12 protein-coding genes are annotated in these 16,561 nt (G+C 49.1%); all 12 read left to right on the top strand.

Annotation, left to right across the window (positions count from 1 at the left end; genetic code table 11):
- The first annotated feature begins 152 nt into the window (after positions 1 to 152).
- The 12 genes from BMW65_RS11620 (at position 153) to gmd (ending at position 16,553) form a co-directional block, all read left to right on the top strand.
- Positions 153 to 2,846, top strand: a complete 2,694-nt coding sequence (locus BMW65_RS11620; protein ID WP_090605574.1) for a DNA gyrase/topoisomerase IV subunit A — start codon at positions 153 to 155, stop codon at positions 2,844 to 2,846.
- A 173-nt stretch (positions 2,847 to 3,019) separates the two neighbouring features.
- The gene (locus BMW65_RS11615) at positions 3,020 to 4,453 is read left to right on the top strand and encodes an exopolysaccharide biosynthesis polyprenyl glycosylphosphotransferase (protein WP_090605572.1); all 1,434 of its coding nucleotides are present in this window, start codon (positions 3,020 to 3,022) and stop codon (positions 4,451 to 4,453) included.
- Between the two features lie 192 nt (positions 4,454 to 4,645).
- The gene (locus BMW65_RS11610) at positions 4,646 to 5,356 is read left to right on the top strand and encodes a hypothetical protein (protein ID WP_090605570.1); all 711 of its coding nucleotides are present in this window, start codon (positions 4,646 to 4,648) and stop codon (positions 5,354 to 5,356) included.
- Between the two features lie 35 nt (positions 5,357 to 5,391).
- Positions 5,392 to 7,038: a hypothetical protein gene (locus tag BMW65_RS11605; protein WP_090605568.1), complete on the top strand. Its 1,647-nt coding sequence runs from the start codon at positions 5,392 to 5,394 to the stop codon at positions 7,036 to 7,038.
- 250 nt (positions 7,039 to 7,288) lie between these two features.
- The gene (locus tag BMW65_RS11600; RefSeq protein WP_090605567.1) at positions 7,289 to 8,683 is read left to right on the top strand and encodes an undecaprenyl-phosphate glucose phosphotransferase; all 1,395 of its coding nucleotides are present in this window, start codon (positions 7,289 to 7,291) and stop codon (positions 8,681 to 8,683) included.
- Positions 8,684 to 8,762: 79 nt separating this feature from the next.
- Positions 8,763 to 9,503, top strand: a complete 741-nt coding sequence (locus tag BMW65_RS11595) for a tyrosine-protein phosphatase (protein WP_090605565.1) — start codon at positions 8,763 to 8,765, stop codon at positions 9,501 to 9,503.
- On the top strand, positions 9,497 to 10,288 hold the full coding sequence (locus BMW65_RS11590) for a polysaccharide biosynthesis/export family protein (protein ID WP_090605564.1): 792 nt from the start codon (positions 9,497 to 9,499) through the stop codon (positions 10,286 to 10,288). The genes BMW65_RS11595 and BMW65_RS11590 overlap by 7 nt, the downstream gene beginning before the upstream one ends.
- Positions 10,289 to 10,307: 19 nt before the next feature.
- The gene (locus tag BMW65_RS11585; protein WP_090605562.1) at positions 10,308 to 12,677 is read left to right on the top strand and encodes a GumC family protein; all 2,370 of its coding nucleotides are present in this window, start codon (positions 10,308 to 10,310) and stop codon (positions 12,675 to 12,677) included.
- Between the two features lie 58 nt (positions 12,678 to 12,735).
- Positions 12,736 to 13,305, top strand: coding sequence for a hypothetical protein (locus BMW65_RS11580; RefSeq protein ID WP_090605561.1), 570 nt, complete (start codon positions 12,736 to 12,738; stop codon positions 13,303 to 13,305).
- 110 nt (positions 13,306 to 13,415) lie between these two features.
- Positions 13,416 to 14,354, top strand: coding sequence for a GDP-L-fucose synthase (gene fcl, locus BMW65_RS11575; RefSeq protein WP_090605559.1), 939 nt, complete (start codon positions 13,416 to 13,418; stop codon positions 14,352 to 14,354).
- A gap of 54 nt (positions 14,355 to 14,408) precedes the next feature.
- Complete coding sequence (locus BMW65_RS11570) at positions 14,409 to 15,434, top strand: acyltransferase family protein (protein ID WP_090605558.1); 1,026 nt, start codon at positions 14,409 to 14,411, stop codon at positions 15,432 to 15,434.
- 21 nt (positions 15,435 to 15,455) lie between these two features.
- On the top strand, positions 15,456 to 16,553 hold the full coding sequence (gene gmd / locus BMW65_RS11565; RefSeq protein WP_090605556.1) for a GDP-mannose 4,6-dehydratase: 1,098 nt from the start codon (positions 15,456 to 15,458) through the stop codon (positions 16,551 to 16,553).
- Positions 16,554 to 16,561: the final 8 nt, after the last annotated feature.

Genomic DNA, 16,561 nt, shown 5'->3' with positions numbered 1-16,561 from the left:
CTAAGTTACTTTATTCATAACAATACATTGTTAACTATTCTAAAGATAAGCATCAGATTTAGTTTTTCAAAGAACAAAGCGGCTAATCCTCCTCTTCCCCAAAAGCGGTTCCCAAAATTTTCCTATTTTTACACCGTGAAAAAAAGGTTTAAATGAGCGACGAAACGAATCTGACACCCCAAGAAAACCAAGGCACTACTTCTGAAGATAACCCAAACCAACCGGGCGGCAGCCAGACCATCCCGTTGTCCGGTTTGTACGAAAGCTGGTTTCTGGACTATGCCTCCTATGTCATTCTTGATCGCGCCGTCCCGCATATCCACGATGGCCTCAAGCCCGTACAGCGACGCATTTTGCACTCGTTGAAAGAGATGGATGACGGCCGGTTCAATAAGGCCGCCAATGTGATTGGTAATACGATGAAATACCATCCCCATGGCGATGCTTCCATCGGTGATGCCATGGTGCAGATCGGTCAGAAAAACCTGCTTATCGACTGCCAGGGCAACTGGGGCGATCCCGTCACGGGCGACTCCGCCGCCGCACCCCGCTACATCGAGGGCCGCTTGTCCAAGTTTGCCAATGAGGTGGTCTTCAATCCCGACACCACCGAGTGGCAGCTCAGCTACGATGGCCGCAACCGTGAGCCGGTGACGCTGCCCGTCAAATTCCCGCTCCTTTTGGCCCAGGGCGCCGAAGGCATTGCCGTGGGCCTGGCCACCAAGATCATGCCCCACAACTTCATTGAGCTCATTGATGGCTCCATCGAGGTCTTGCGGGGTGGCCGCCCCAACCTGCTGCCCGATTTTCCTACCGGCGGACAGGCCGACTGCTCGGCTTACAACGAAGGGCAGCGCGGCGGCAAAATACGCGTACGCGCCAAAATCGAGGAGCGCGATAAAAAAACGCTCGCCATCACCGAGATCCCCTACGGCACCACCACCGGCGGCCTTATCGAAAGCGTGGTCGCCGCCAACGACAAAGGCAAGATCAAAATCAAGAAAATCGAAGACAATACCGCTAGAAACGTCGAAATCATCATCCACCTGGCACCCGGCATTTCGCCCGATGTCACCATCGATGCCCTGTATGCCTTCACCGCCTGCGAGGTATCCATTTCGCCGAATACCTGCGTCATCCGCGATGACAAGCCCCACTTCATGAGCGTCAATGACGTGCTCATTGAAAACACGTGGCAGACCAAAGATCTGCTCAAGCAGGAGCTCGAGATCCGCCTCAACGAATTGCAGGAAAAAATCTTCTTCAGCAGCCTGCTCAAAATTTTCATCCAGGAGGGCATGTATAAGCATCCCGACTATGAAAACTCCGGCGATTTCAACACCGTCGTACAGGTGCTTACCCGGCTCTTCACCCCATTTTTCGCCCAGTTTTACCGCACGATACTGCCCGAAGATTATAAGAAACTCATCGAAAAGCCGATGAGCAGCATCACCCGGTTTGACGTGAAAAAGGCCGATGAGCAGATGGCCGCGCTCGAAGAAGAAATCAAGAAAGTGCGCCACCACCTGCGCCACCTGACCGACTATGCCATCGCGTGGTTCGAGCGACTTAAGGCTACGTACGGCAAGGGCCGTGAGCGCCGTACCGAGCTCCGGGCATTCGACCGCGTAGAAGCCGCACAGGTCGCCCTGGCCAATGCCAAGCTGTATGTCAACCGTGAAGAAGGCTTCATCGGCACCAGCATGCGCAAAGACGAGTACGTGACGGATTGCTCTGATTTAGACGACATTATCGTATTCAGGGCCGATGGCAAATGCCTAGTGACCAGAATACAGGACAAAGTGTTCGTTGGTAAGGACATCATCCACGTGGCTGTATTCAAAAAAGGCGATGACCGCACCGTATACAACCTCATCTACCGCGACGGCAAGTCGGGCGTATCCTACGTCAAGCGCTTCTCCGTGGTGGGTGTCACCCGCGACAAGGCGTACGATCTCACCAAGGGCGAAAAAGGATCCAAGGCCCTGTACTTCACGGCCAATCCCAACGGCGAGGCCGAGGTGGTCAATATCCAGCTCAAGCCCCATTCCAAGCTGCGCAAGCTCCAGTTTGACCTGGACTTTGCCGAAGTCGCTATCAAGGGGCGCAGCTCCCAGGGCAACATCGTGACGAAATACCCCATCAAAAAAATCATCCTCAAGAGCAAGGGCGTATCCACACTGGCTGGCCGCAAAATCTGGTTTGACGATGTGCTCAAGCGGCTCAATGCCGATGGCCGGGGCACCTACCTCGGTGAGTTCGATGGTGATGACAAGATCCTCACCGTCATGGCAGACGGCACCTATGAACTGAGCAGTTTTGACCTGAGCAACCATTTTGACGACAAGCTCATCCGCATCGAAAAATACCAGCCCCAGCATGTATACAGCGTGGTACACCGCGATGGCAAGTCGGGCGTATGCTACGTCAAGCGCTTCACCTTTGAAGACACCCCTATCGGCAAGCGTACCGCCATCATCAATGACGAGCCGGGCTCCAAGCTCCTGCTCATCACCGCCGCCGCTACCCCCGTGGTGCGCGTAGAAGTGCTCAAGGGCAAATCACAGACCCCCGATACCATCGAGCAAGACCTCACTACCATCATCGATGTCAAGGGCATGAAAGCCCAGGGCAACCGCCTTTCAGTGCACGACGTACAGCAGGTGACGCTCCTCACCGAAGATGCCGTACCCGATGCACCAGCGCCCTCATCAGAAGCACCGGCAGTTACCGACCTTCCCGATCCCCCGGCTACCGACGCGCCAAAAACCAATAAGATAGATTTGGAAATCACCAATCCCGATGACATCCAAATGGATGACAATGGCCAAATGGGACTCTTTTGAAAAAGAAACGAAAAAAATTTGCGTATCAGAAAACATTTAATCGTATATTTGCGCCGATGCAAGATCATTACAGTGACACTTTTTAGTTGAACAACTAAATTTGCGTGTAATTTTGATTGACTAAACGACCAGTTAATTGGTTTTTGCCATAAACCGGTACGATTTATCAACTTATGGAGCCTTACTATTATCATCCGCAGACTCGCTACACTTTTTTTATCAAGTATGGCACGATCGTGTCCGATGTGATTACCCTCAATGGTTCCTTCTTCGCCGCCGTGGCCTTAGCCAATCTCTTTTTAGGCCACCGTTCTGTATGGTCGGCCGATACGTTTCCGTTTTATTACCAAAATTTACTCCTGCTCAATTTAGCATGGCTCCTGATGGTCTTGCTGTTCCATGCCTACAGCGCGCATACACTGTCCACGTTGCCTACCATTTACCGATCTACGTTCCGTAATTACGCTGGGCATTTTTTATTTTTTAATGGTGTGCTGTTCTTTTCCGACCAGTTTCATGGGTACAAGCAGATTCTGTTGTTTTTTTACCTCTTGCTTGCCGTTTGGTTGGCCGTCAATCGTTTGGTCGGCACCTATTTTACCCTCAGGCTGGACAGGCGCTTTGGTATGCGCGAGCGCATCGCCGTCATTGGCCGGGACAATCCCATGGCGCAGCAGTTGAGTGCCTATTTCAAAGCATTCCGCCAAGATTACGAGTTGGAAAACCTGCTCGTTGATGATAGTTTGGTGATCGATGCACAGGGCCAGTTGCGTGTCGGGCTTTTTGGACAGCATTTCCAGGCTGCAGCCGTGAGCGGCATCCGCGAAGTATACCTTCCACTCAAGCCAGAGCATTTCCTCCAGGCCGAGGCACTTACCGAGGTTGCCGAGCACCATTGCGTACGGCTTCACCTGGTTCCTTATGTAGTACCCGATCAAGCCATCGATTATAAGCTTCGCTACCTCGATAGCGTTCCCGTATTGAGCAAGCCACCGGAGCCGATGAGCGAGATCCACAACCGGTTCAAAAAGCGCCTGTTCGATTTGCTGTTCAGCACGGCAGTGATTGTGCTCGTATTAAGCTGGCTCTATCCCGTGCTGGCCATCCTCATCAAGCTGCAAAGCAAAGGACCGGTGCTGTTCACGCAACAGCGCAGCGGCCGCAACAACAAGCCCTTCTGGTGCTACAAGTTCCGCAGCATGCAGGTCAATGCCGATAGCGACCAGCAGCAAGCCACCCCGCATGACCAGCGCATCACCCCCATTGGGCGCTTTCTCCGCCGCACCAACCTGGACGAGCTGCCCCAGTTTATCAATGTATTCAAGGGCGAGATGAGTGTGGTAGGCCCCCGCCCCCATATGCTGGCCCATACAGCGGCTTATCGGGAGCTCATCAACAAATACATGGCCCGGCATTTTGTCAAACCCGGCATTACCGGCTGGGCACAGGTCAATGGCTACCGCGGTGCCACCCACAACCCGGTGCTCATGGAACGGCGCGTAGCCCATGACCGTTGGTACATGCAAAACTGGACCGCCATGCTGGACATCCAGATTGTTTTCATGACCATTATTAATATGTTCCGCGGCGAAGAAAATGCGTATTGATCCTTTTCCTATAATTTTTTTTACTTTTTTCCAAACAATTTCCTTTCTTAGGAGTAAAAATAATTAGTTTTGTAGTGATTCTACGACAAGGCAGCACTGCCAATCTGAAAAATTCAGAAAAAACTATGAAAAACACCGCGGTTTTTAATAAACTCTTTATTTTTTCAATTAACCCCTCTTTCACGTTTTCTTATGAAAAAACAGCTAACTTTGCTCATCGCAGGCGTGTTATGCCTGCTGTCAGCCCATGCCCAGGATCCGTTTAACGTCGTGCGCGAAAATCCCGCTTACAAATGGTCATTTGGGACCCTGTTGAGCACTGCCGGCCTGGGGCTTGAAATTTACCAGCCCCTTGGCAATGCGTTGGGCATCCAGGCCGGGGCCAATCTGATGCCATATGACGCCTACTTTATCGCCACCTACGGCGAGCACGAGACCCGGTCTATCGCCAAGGCGCGGCTGCACAATGCCCATTTACTGCTGGGTTGGGTACCCTTTTACCGCGCGCACGGCGCATTCAGCCACCTCATCATCCAGCTTGGCGGCGGCTACTTCTTCCAGGCCCGGGGTACCATCAATACTGAGCTTAATGAAAACTATTACTATGGCGATATTGCCGTGCGCCCGGTAGATGTGGGCCTGATGACCACCACCGTGAGCTGGTCCAAGACGGTCGCCCCTTATGCCGGCATCGCCTTCGGCAACATCCGTATTGACGACCGGTTTTCCTTCAACCTGTCTGCAGGTGCCTACCGGCTTTCCAGCCCACGCGTCAATATTGTAGCCACCAACTTATTGCAGGGCAATGAGGCCAACGAGCCCATCATCGAGCGCAACGTACGCGACTATCGTTACTTGCCCAACATCCAGATCGGCATCAATTACAATTTTTTCACCCTGTAGTCTATCATCCCATTTTATAGCTAATACCATTCGTTATGAAATTTACCAAATACCTCCTGTATAGCTTCAGCTTGGTGGCACTTTTGTGCATACAAAGCTGCGAAGACCCCCTGAAAGACGTCCGCGTAGTTGTCAGCTCCGCCATCCTGGAATACACGACGCTACTGCAGATTACCGATGGCCAGGGCAATCCGGCAAACAACCTCACCGTGACCCTCCTTGGCAACGATGCCGAGTCCATTTACAACCTGGAAGGCTACCGGCAGTTCCAGATTCGTGATGGCCTGCTGGGCCTGGGTGTTCACCCCCAGCATGAACCCACCGAAGGCAATCCCGTCACGTTTTATGTGCAATTAAGCGGCCAGGACTACCTTACCCAGGTCATCCCCATCATCATTACCAGCGAGCAGCGCTCCAGCCTCCATGCCGTGAGCGTACTCCGGCTGAGCGATGCGCCTCCGGGCGTATCCGTTTACCGGCCCACGGTGAGCCTGGTCAGTGGCCGCATCGGCGAGACCATCATTCTCAGTACGCCATTGAGTGAAACGGTTAATCAAACCACGCGCATTACCCTACGCGCCGGTACCCAGTTTCTGGATGCCAACGGTAATGTGATCAATGGCAGCACGCTCACCGCGCTGATAGTCAATCTGGATACCGATAAAGAAAGCTCCCTGGCCTTTTTCCCCGGTGGCAAGCTCACCTCCAACAACGTCTATCCCGAAGGAGCCACTGCCCCGGTCCCCGGCGCATTTAATCCGGCAGCAATCACCAGCATCGAATTTTTTGTAGACGGCACACCGGTCAAATATTTCAGCCAGCCCATTGGCATCGATCAGCAGGTGGACGAAGCGTTTCACAACCTCGCTACCGGCGCACCGATCCAGGTCGGCGACCTTCTTTCCGTATATACCCACGTGGTAGCCGACGTACAGTGGAATCATGATCAGCAAGCTACCATCACGCAGGCAGACGATATGCTGTTCTCCAGCTACGAGACCGACCACCTGACGTGGTTTTTCAGCGGCAATTTCACCGAAGGTTGCTTTGAACCAGTCACTATCACCTTCAATACCTCCTGGTTTGAGACCGGCACCACCTACCCACTCACGGTTGAAGCCGTCATGGCCGGCAAGGTGATTGATCGCTTCACCGCCTCCATAAACGCCACGTACAATGCCATACAGCTCAGCTACCTGCCCACCTCGGGTGTGACTATCCGTGTGAAGGACGATCGCGGAGCCGTCCTCGGCGAAGAAGCCCTTACCGCCAGTTGCGGCGGCAGTATGAGCATGACGCTGGCCGACCCATCCACGGTGAATGACCCGCGGGTGACGCTGCAACTTTACGTACGCTGCCCCAGCCAGGCCGAAGTGGTGGATGTATTGCCCACGTTTTACTTATACTACCGCGATCGGGCCAGTGGCTCTCCGGAATTTAAATTCCTTGGTGTCGTGGTCAATGGTTTCATTTCCACCACGCTACTCATCCCAGAGACCGTCCGGTATGACTTCAAGGCCATCTGGGGTGATCAAGTCAAGATCGTGGGCGACCATGTCGTACAGGAAGATAATAGCGGTACCGTCGGCACCGCCCCCGGCGACATTATCGGCGAGCATGCCGGTGCCACCAACCTGGCCATCCTCTCTGAAAAATGCGACGAATTGTTGCCCACGCAATAATTATAATTGTTTATAAAAATCTTAATTTTTGCTCCCGCTGGTAATTGCCAGCGGGATTTGATATAAAAATAATATCCCGTTTACTAATTTTTAACCACCATTTACCAATTAGGCACAACATTTGATATATTTTCAATGGTTGATGATATTATTTTTGGCATTGTTAGCAAAATTTAACTATTATTTGTAAATTCGCAATGCAATCAGCTGCAGGTTTTCGTTCTGTACCCTACAAATTATTTTGAAAGACATGCAAACGCGCTACATTTATCTCTTGAAGTTTGTATTGGCCTTTTCCGACTTTCTGTTACTCAATGGTGCCTTTGTGGTGGCCAGTATGCTCGCGGAGCAACATTATTTTCTCAATGAATCGGTGGTTTTCCGGTTTTACCTGCCCATTGCCAACCTGCTTTGGTTATTTTCCAGCGGATTGTTCAGTCTGTATGGCAACGGCACGGTGGTGAGCCTGGATAAGATCTACCGGGCTACGTGGCGCAGCATCGGGATTCATGCCTCGCTCTTTACACTTTACCTGATCATCGCCGATACCGGCGCCACCCATACCGCATTTTTCCTTACCGTCTTTCATTTAAGCTTCCTATTGCTGCTGGTGATCAGCCGCTTAGTCGGCACCTTTTTTCAAGGCATGCTCATCCAGCATTTCCACATCCGCAAGACAGTGGCCATCATGGGCAAAAACGACGGTGGGCGCCAGCTGGCGCGGTACTTCCGCGCCCATGAAAAGCTGTTCCATTTCGAGGGTTACCTCGCCGAGAGCGATGCCCAGCTCGTTAATGATCGCGGCGAAGTGATGCCCGCCGCCCGGAAACAATTCGCCCGCGCGGTCGCCATGGGTATCCAGGAAGTGTATGTCTCACTCCCACCCCATCGCATTGCCCAGGCCGCTACACTTTTGGAAGAAGCCGAGCGGCTGTGCCTGCGGGTCAAGCTCGTCCCGGATTTGAAGCGGCAGGATAGCCTGCCCTATGAAATAAGTCTATTAGGCCCGGTACCGGTAGTGAGCATCCGCCACGAGCCCGCTTACGAGATCGAAGGGCGGTCTAAGAAACGTATTTTTGACTTGCTGTTTAGCACGCTGGTCATCCTATTTATCCTCAGCTGGCTGTATACCCTTATCGGACTGCTCATCAAGCTGGAGAGCCCTGGGCCAGTATTGTTTAAGCAGCAGCGCAGCGGACGCGACAATAAGCCCTTCTGGTGTTACAAATTCCGGAGCATGCGCGTCAATGCGGAGAGCGACAGCAAACAAGCCACACCCGGCGACAATCGCATCACCCGTATCGGGGCGTTTTTACGTCGCACGAGCCTGGATGAACTGCCGCAATTTTTCAACGTATGGCTTGGCCACATGAGCGTGGTAGGCCCACGGCCCCACATGCTCCGGCATACCGAAGAATACAGCGCACTTATTGATAAGTATATGCTCCGACAGTTTCTCAAACCCGGCATTACCGGCTGGGCCCAGGTCAATGGCTACCGGGGCGAAACCACTAATCCGCAACTGATGGAGCGGCGTGTGGCACACGATATTTGGTATCTCGAAAATTGGACCACCATGCTGGATGTACGGATTGTCTTTCTTACCGTCATCAACCTGCTGGTTGGCGAGGAAAACGCACATTAATTTAACTGGCTTGATAGTTTTTTGCTTATCTTTAGCCAGTCATGTCAGTCACCATTCAATCAACATCGTATTCTGTGCAATGGGGGTATTTACATTCTTAAATAAGGCAAAAAATGACACCAGCCTCGGTTGGATGGGCGTGGATATCCATTCGCACCTCTTGCCCGGCCTTGATGATGGCAGTCCAGATGTTGCCACGTCGGTGGGTTACATTGAGCGCCTGCAAGCGTTGGGTTTGTCGCATTTTTATGCCACGCCCCACATCTTCAGTGATGTCTATCCCAATACCTCGTCGACTATCCGCATCGCACTGGATCAACTCACGCCCCCATTGCCCGAGGGCGTCACCGTGGAGGCCGCTGCCGAATACATGGTAGACGATACGTTCGGTGCCACTTGGCAGCGGAGTTACCTGCTTACGCTACCCGATGACCACCTGCTCATTGAGATGTCCTATATGGTAGAGCATCCCCAGATCGATCGGTACATTTTTGACTTGCAGGTCAAGGGCTATAAAGTTATCTTAGCCCACCCGGAGCGGTACCTGTTTTATCACCAGCGACCGGAGCGTTACCAGCGGCTCAAAGAGCTGGGCTGTTTGTTTCAGATGAACCTACTCTCACCCACTGGTTATTACAATGCGCAGGTACAGAAAGCTGCACAGTATTTGCTCAAGCGCGGGATGGTGGATTTGGTGGGCACCGACTTGCACCACCGCAAACACCTCGCGGCTATTGAGAAGTTTGTATTGAGCGGTGAAGCGCATGGACTGTTTAAAAAGAATGACATTAAAAATTTAGACTTATTTGCAATATGGTGAATCGCCGGATAACGATCGGTCTGTTGTATTTATGTGTATTGGCGGGATTGAGTTCCTGCGTGTCCAGAAAGGAAATTGTTTATTTTGGCAACATTCCGATAGATGATCCACGTGTTAAACTTCCAGACTATCAAGAACCCCTTATACAGGTAGATGATATCCTCCACGTCACCGTCCAGACCATCGATGGTGGGTTGGCCATGGCGACCAATCAGCCATCCGGCGGTATCGTCGGTGCTACCTCAAGCACCTCGTCTACTACCAGTTCCGTGCCTGCCGGCTACTTGGTGGATACGGATGGCCAAATTACCATTCCCATGTTAGGCAGGTTCAACGTAGCGGGCCTCACCACATCGGAAGTCCGCGAGCAGGTTACTGAAGCGGCATCCAAATACTTCAAAGACCCGACTGTACAGGTACGGTTTGCCAATTTTAAGATTACGGTCATCGGTGAGGTGGCCCAACCAGCCACCTACACGGTACCCAGTGAAAAAGTGACGTTATTGGACGCCATCGGCATGGCGGGTGATCTTACGCTCTTTGGTAAACGGGAAAATGTACTACTCATCCGTGATAATAATGGACAGAAAGAGTTTGTACGGCTCAATCTTACCACTTATGAAACGTTTAGTTCTCCTTACTTTTACCTTAAACAGAATGATGTCATTTATGTCGAACCTGGGAAAGGACGGCTTGCAGCGCTTAATAACACGCCAAGACAAATTGTTGCCATTACAGCATCAATCGTATCATTAGTATCGGTTATACTTTTTAGATTTCTTTAAATAACTATTTCTATCGTCCATGAAGGATTGGCAAGACGATGTATTTGAATCTCAAGGCACCGACAACCGGCAAGGAATTTTTGATTTGGTAAGAAAGTTGCTTGCTCACTGGTATTGGTTTGTATTATGTGGCGGTATTGGCTTTATAGCAGCCTACACGCATCTTCGCTACACTACACCCATCTATCGAATCAACGCACGGGTGTTAGTCACGGATCAACAAAGCAATGCTAATGCTATGGGGCAAGGAGCTTTTGGTGGCGGTAATCTCACCAGCTATTTTGGTGGTAGCAATTCAGTGGATAATGAAGCGGAAGTGTTCAAGACGCGTTACTTAATGAAGCAAGTGGTTAGTAAACTCAATGCCCAGATCAAGTATTACCACCCCGGCCGGGTTCGGGATATTGAAATCCATCGCCCACCGTTCGAGATTATGCTGTTAGATCCTGATTCTGTACGTGGCGGCACATTTGTTCTTGAAGCTCTTGATGCTCAGCATGCAAAGATTCGTCAAGAAGGTGGTTTTTCCATCGATGTTACGTACGGAAATTCGGTAAGATTGCCGGGTGTCGGTGAAGTGTTTATCTCTCCCCAGCCGCAATTTGGAAGTATTGAAGGGCCTTACAAGCTCAGCATTGCATCATTGGATGGTCGAGTAGGTGAGTATATGGGGCGGTTATCGATAACCATTAATAAGCAGGTATCCATCCTTAATCTCGGGTTTAGCTATCCCTTACAACGCAAAGGCGAGGAAATTCTCCATGCTGTCATTCAGCAATACATGGAAAACAACCTGCGCGACCGGAATGCCATTGCCGACAGCACGATTGCATTCATTGAAAATCGTCTACTTTATGTCGGTCGGGAGCTGGGCGACGTGGAGGGCGATATCCAAGAATTCCGGCAAGATAGGCAACTCGCTGACATGTCCGCACAATCGCAAATGCTACTGCAAAGTTCCAACGAGTACGTCAAGCAATTAGCTGAAGTGGAATTGCAATTGGACATTCTGGACACCGTTACTACGCTTTTATCCGGTCAGGCCAACGAGCGGGTCCTACCCAATGCCGTCATCCCGGAGGATGCCGTATTCAATGGGCAGGTGACTCAATACAATGCATTGGTATTGGAACGGGATAGACGGCTTTTAAGCGCCACTCTGGACAACCCTGCCATTAAAACGCTTAATCAGCAACTCAATACGTTGCGACAGGATATGCTCGCCAACTTGGATAATACTCGCCGAAGGCTCACGATTACCCGCAACAGTTTACGTCAAAAAACTGGACAATTGGATCGCAAGGTGAGGGACGTACCTGCCGTCGAACGGACGTACCTCGATCTTGCGCGACAACAGCAAATTAAACAAGAATTGTATCTCTTCCTTTTGCAGCGCCGCGAGGAAACAGCCATCAGCAAAACGGCGACCATTTCCAATAGCCGGGTGATTGATCCACCCAAGTCCGCCAGTGCACCGCTAAGTCCTAAGCGTAGTAGTATTTTACTCACCGGTTTGTTGGTTGGCTTGGCCATTCCATTCTCGATCATTTACCTACGCGACCTCACGAACACCCGTATTGAAAGCCGAGAAGATATTACCAAGCGTACGCAGGTATCCATTGTTGGTGAAATTGCACACAGCGGTATCCGGGAGACTCTAGTGGTTACACCCGGATCGCGTACCGCTATCGCGGAGCAATTCCGTGCTTTGCGTACCAACCTCACCTTCTACCTCAAGGATCCCCAGGCCAAAGTGATGCTGCTTACCTCCAGCATGAGCGGCGAGGGCAAATCTTTCGTGGCGCTCAATATGGCTATGGTCTTTGCCCTATCGGGCAAACGCGTGGTTGTCATGGAAATGGATTTGCGCAAGCCGAACCTTTCCGTTAAACTAGACTTTGCAAACAAAGTCGGCTTCACGAACTTTGTCATCGACCCGTCACTTGCTCCGTCGGACGTCATTGCTCCTTCCGGTGTGCACGACAACTTATTTCTAATTGGTTCCGGTCCCATCCCACCAAATCCGGCAGAAACATTACTTAGTAACCGGCTTAATGAATTGATGACAAATTTACGCGCGTCGTTTGATTATATCATCATTGACACGCCACCAGTTGGGCTCGTTACCGATGCGCAGCTGCTTAGCCAGCATGCCGACCTTTCCATCTATGTGGTTCGCCAGCGACGCACGTACAAAAGTCAATTGCAAATCGCGGAAGACTTATACCGGAGTGGCAAAATCAAGCAATTGGCGATTTTAATCAATGACATTAAACCACGAGGTGGTGGTTATGGTTATGGATATGGATACGGGTATGGATATGGTTATGGTTATTACGACAATGGAAAAAAAGACAAACCATGGTGGAAATTTTGGGTAAAAAATTAAATAACAAAGCAAAATATGCCGTACATTTGGAAACATTAGTTTCCAAATCGTATCGGATATGAAAAAAGTGATTTATCTCGTGTTGTTGAGTAGTTTACTATACCAAGGAAAAGTGACAGCCCAATCGTGGCGGCAAGGCGGTGTATTGGAAGATCGGCTGGCCATCGGCTTGGCGGCAAACTACAACACTGGCGAAGCACGTTTCGGCATTAGTGGACATGCGAAGTGGCTATTTCCTCCCAGATATAGGACATCTGGGCGGTTCCTCATCACAGGCAAAATCACACACACGCCGGATTCCACAGGCGGCTTTTTCACGGTATTTGATCAAGGCAAATACGCCAATATTACCGTAGCCCATCTTATGGGTGGTTATCGGTATTATTTCTACGATACCTATCAGTATATCGGCCCGGTCACTGGTGGTGATCAATTTTTCGTTGAGGGCAATGCCGGCGTATCGTATATCGGGTATGACATGTCCGTCGGTCCAGCTATCAATCCCGTTGTTGGTTTTTCAGCAGAGTTTGGGCTGGAGTTTACATTGGGTTATCAGGGTGTTTTGGCACTTCAGCGGGACAATAAAAGCCTGCATCTCGTCGAAGTAGGCTTCACTTATCGGTTTTGATCATACCCAAAAGTCGCCTAAACCAACAGGCTGGGCGGTATGTCAAAACTTGAATTAACGATAGGCACACTATCGCAAAGCAAGAAGAATAGCAATTGCTATCATAACATATGGAAACAACCAGCAGCATCTACATCGCAGGTCATCGGGGCATGGTGGGTGGCGCCATCAAGCGTCATTTGGAACAACAGGGGTATACAAACTTGATTTGCCGAACTTCCGATGAGCTTGACCTCCGCAATCAGCAAGCGGTAGAAGATTTCTTCGCCACTGAAAAACCTGAATACGTCTTCTTTGCTGCGGCCAAAGTCGGTGGTATCATGGCTAACAATACTTATCGGGCAGACTTTCTGTACGAAAACCTTATTATGGAGACCAATGTCATCCATGCGGCTTACAAATATGAGGTCACAAAGCTTTTATTTCTCGGCAGCAGTTGTATATATCCTAAGTTTGCTCCTCAACCGCTAAAAGAGGAATATTTGCTTACAGGCCCATTAGAGCAGACCAACGAGCCATATGCCATTGCAAAGATTGCGGGCATCAAATTATGTGAAACCTACCGTGACCAATACGGTTGCGATTTCATTAGCGCAATGCCCACCAACCTCTATGGTATCGGTGACAACTACCATCCGAACAATTCCCATGTATTACCTGCACTCATTCGCCGCTTTCATGAGGCCAAAGAAAAAAATAAACCCATTGTAACGATTTGGGGTACCGGTACACCCATGCGGGAGTTTTTGTACTCTGAGGATTTAGCCGAAGCATGCGTCTACCTAATGAATCATTACAGTGAGCGGGAACTGGTCAATATCGGTACAGGCGAAGATCTGTCCATTAAAGATTTGGCTCTACTCATCAAAAAAACAGTCGGATACCAAGGCGCATTGGAATTTGACACCACCAAACCTGACGGCACTCCCCGCAAACTCATGGATGTAAGCAAATTACACAACATTGGTTGGAGACATAAAACCGACCTAAATGATGGTATTGAATTAGCTTATCGGGATTTTCTGAAAAAGAAATTCGCAATCCGATAATTAAGGTGTTGTATCGCGTCAAAAGTTGTGTTTAAAAACAAAACTGTAGGTATAATGAAAAGAGTAATTGGATTAGATTCATTGCGATTTATTTTAGCAGGCATCGTTCTTTTAGGACACGGTGCGTTTCCACTTATTGACCAAACTTACATTGAAAAATATCCCCAATTAGCGTACGTGAATGCAATAATTGGCAACGCGTTCGTCGGTATCGCAGCAGTGATTGCCTTTTTTGTTATTTCAGGGTTTGTTATTCATTACCCTTACGCGACCGGCAAACGCATTAATATCATAGAATTTTATGCTAAACGAGTTACCCGAATAGCAATACCAGCTATAATAGCCATGGCTATTTATCATTACACATTAAATCTGTTTATGGGCGTAGTCTGGAGTCTAATTTGTGAACTCATTTACTATTTCCTCTATCCTATTTTCTTAAAATACAAAAAAAATTATTTCAATCAGATTCTAATCGCATCATTCATACTAAGCTATATTGTATCGATAAACTACTCCTCAAACTCAATTGAATACAACGGAGATTTCCATAGAAACGGATTCACGATAACCTGGATAGTAGGTCTTCCAACGTGGCTAATCGGTGTAGCTTTGGCAGATGTCTTTACGAAGAAAAACTACACCTACTTACCCTCATACCAAAAGGTATGGGCGTACAGATTGATATCTTGGTGTGCAGCATCAATTTGCTCAATACTCAGATTCCATGTAGGAATTGCTTACGTCTACACACTTCCAATATTTTCCATCTTGGTTTTCTATTGGCTTAAAACGGAGATTTTTTATTATACGAATCGCAATGAAAACAAACTTCTGGCTTACGGTGGCCAAATGAGTTACTCATTGTACCTTATGCATGCCTATTGCTTAACCGTTGTTGAATTAAACTTTCATAGCGGATTGGACTTAACAAACAGCCCGTTTTTATGTCTACTAGCAATTGTATTATCATTATTAGTTTCTTGGTTGTATTATTTATTTGTTGAAAAGCCTTCCCATAAGCTTGCTCGCAAAATTACATTTCCAAGAAAGAAAGATATTCAAGTACAGATACAATAACATTATAATAATCGTTTACAAATGAAAATAGCTCTTATCACAGGAATCAATGGACAAGACGGTGCCTACTTGGCAGAGTTGTTACTTGAAAAAGGCTACATGGTACACGGTGTCAAACGCCGATCTTCACTCATTAATACCGATCGCATTGATCACTTGTACCAAGACCCTCATGATGCAAACGTACGTTTCAAGTTGCATTATGGCGACATGACGGATAGCACAAATCTCATTCGCATTATTCAGGAGACGCAACCAGACGAAATTTACAACCTCGCGGCGATGAGCCATGTAAAGGTCAGCTTCGACACCCCTGAATACACCGCCAATGCCGATGGCATTGGTACGCTCAGGTTGTTAGAAGCAATTCGGATATTGGGTTTGGAAAAGAAAACGCGCATCTATCAAGCTTCGACATCTGAACTTTATGGTTTGGTACAGGAAGTGCCACAAAGTGAAAAAACTCCCTTTTATCCTCGCAGTCCGTATGCTGTCGCCAAGCTATATGCCTATTGGATTACGGTTAATTATCGTGAAGCATACAACTTATATGCATGCAACGGCATTCTCTTTAATCACGAAAGCCCACTTCGGGGAGAGACGTTCGTAACCCGCAAGATCACGCGTGCCGTCGCGGCTATTGCCTTGGGGCTGCAGCAAAAGATGTATTTGGGCAACTTGGATGCACGCCGAGATTGGGGACATGCCAAAGACTACGTTAAAGCGATGTGGCTCATTTTGCAGCAGGAGACACCAGAAGACTATGTTATCGCCACGGGCATAACCACACCTGTACGAGAATTTGTTAAGATGGCATTTGCTGAGGTGGGAGCAGAAATCGAGTTTACAGGCGAAGGTGTGGATGAAAAAGGTTTTATTAAGTCTATTACCAATTCCGGCTTTTCTTTAAAGGTTGGTCAAGAGGTCGTCCTTGTGGACCCAGCTTATTTCCGTCCAACAGAAGTGGAGTTATTAATCGGTGACCCAACTAAAGCCAAGACAAAACTAGGTTGGGAACCGGAATATAACTTACCTTCCTTATGTAAGGAGATGGTCGCCTCCGATTTAGAAATCTTCCGGAAAGACGACAAAACACAATGGGAGCATTTGGCAGGATAATTAACTCC

The sequence above is a fragment of the Parapedobacter koreensis genome (genome assembly GCF_900109365.1).
GTDB lineage: Bacteria > Bacteroidota > Bacteroidia > Sphingobacteriales > Sphingobacteriaceae > Parapedobacter > Parapedobacter koreensis.
The sequence above is the reverse complement of the archived record's forward strand: the minus strand, read 5'-3'. Positions and strand labels throughout refer to the sequence as shown.

Bases quoted from the DNA above. Each gene is read 5' to 3' on its own strand.
- BMW65_RS11620 (WP_090605574.1), top strand. From the start codon at position 153: ATGAGCGACGAAACGAATCTGACACCCCAAGAAAACCAAGGCACTACT.
- BMW65_RS11610 (WP_090605570.1), top strand. From the start codon at position 4,646: ATGAAAAAACAGCTAACTTTGCTCATCGCAGGCGTGTTATGCCTGCTG.
- BMW65_RS11585 (WP_090605562.1), top strand. From the start codon at position 10,308: ATGAAGGATTGGCAAGACGATGTATTTGAATCTCAAGGCACCGACAAC.
- BMW65_RS11600 (WP_090605567.1), top strand. From the start codon at position 7,289: ATGCAAACGCGCTACATTTATCTCTTGAAGTTTGTATTGGCCTTTTCC.
- fcl (WP_090605559.1), top strand. From the start codon at position 13,416: ATGGAAACAACCAGCAGCATCTACATCGCAGGTCATCGGGGCATGGTG.
- BMW65_RS11605 (WP_090605568.1), top strand. From the start codon at position 5,392: ATGAAATTTACCAAATACCTCCTGTATAGCTTCAGCTTGGTGGCACTT.
- BMW65_RS11580 (WP_090605561.1), top strand. From the start codon at position 12,736: ATGAAAAAAGTGATTTATCTCGTGTTGTTGAGTAGTTTACTATACCAA.
- BMW65_RS11570 (WP_090605558.1), top strand. From the start codon at position 14,409: ATGAAAAGAGTAATTGGATTAGATTCATTGCGATTTATTTTAGCAGGC.
- BMW65_RS11615 (WP_090605572.1), top strand. From the start codon at position 3,020: ATGGAGCCTTACTATTATCATCCGCAGACTCGCTACACTTTTTTTATC.
- BMW65_RS11595 (WP_090605565.1), top strand. From the start codon at position 8,763: ATGGGGGTATTTACATTCTTAAATAAGGCAAAAAATGACACCAGCCTC.
- gmd (WP_090605556.1), top strand. From the start codon at position 15,456: ATGAAAATAGCTCTTATCACAGGAATCAATGGACAAGACGGTGCCTAC.
- BMW65_RS11590 (WP_090605564.1), top strand. From the start codon at position 9,497: ATGGTGAATCGCCGGATAACGATCGGTCTGTTGTATTTATGTGTATTG.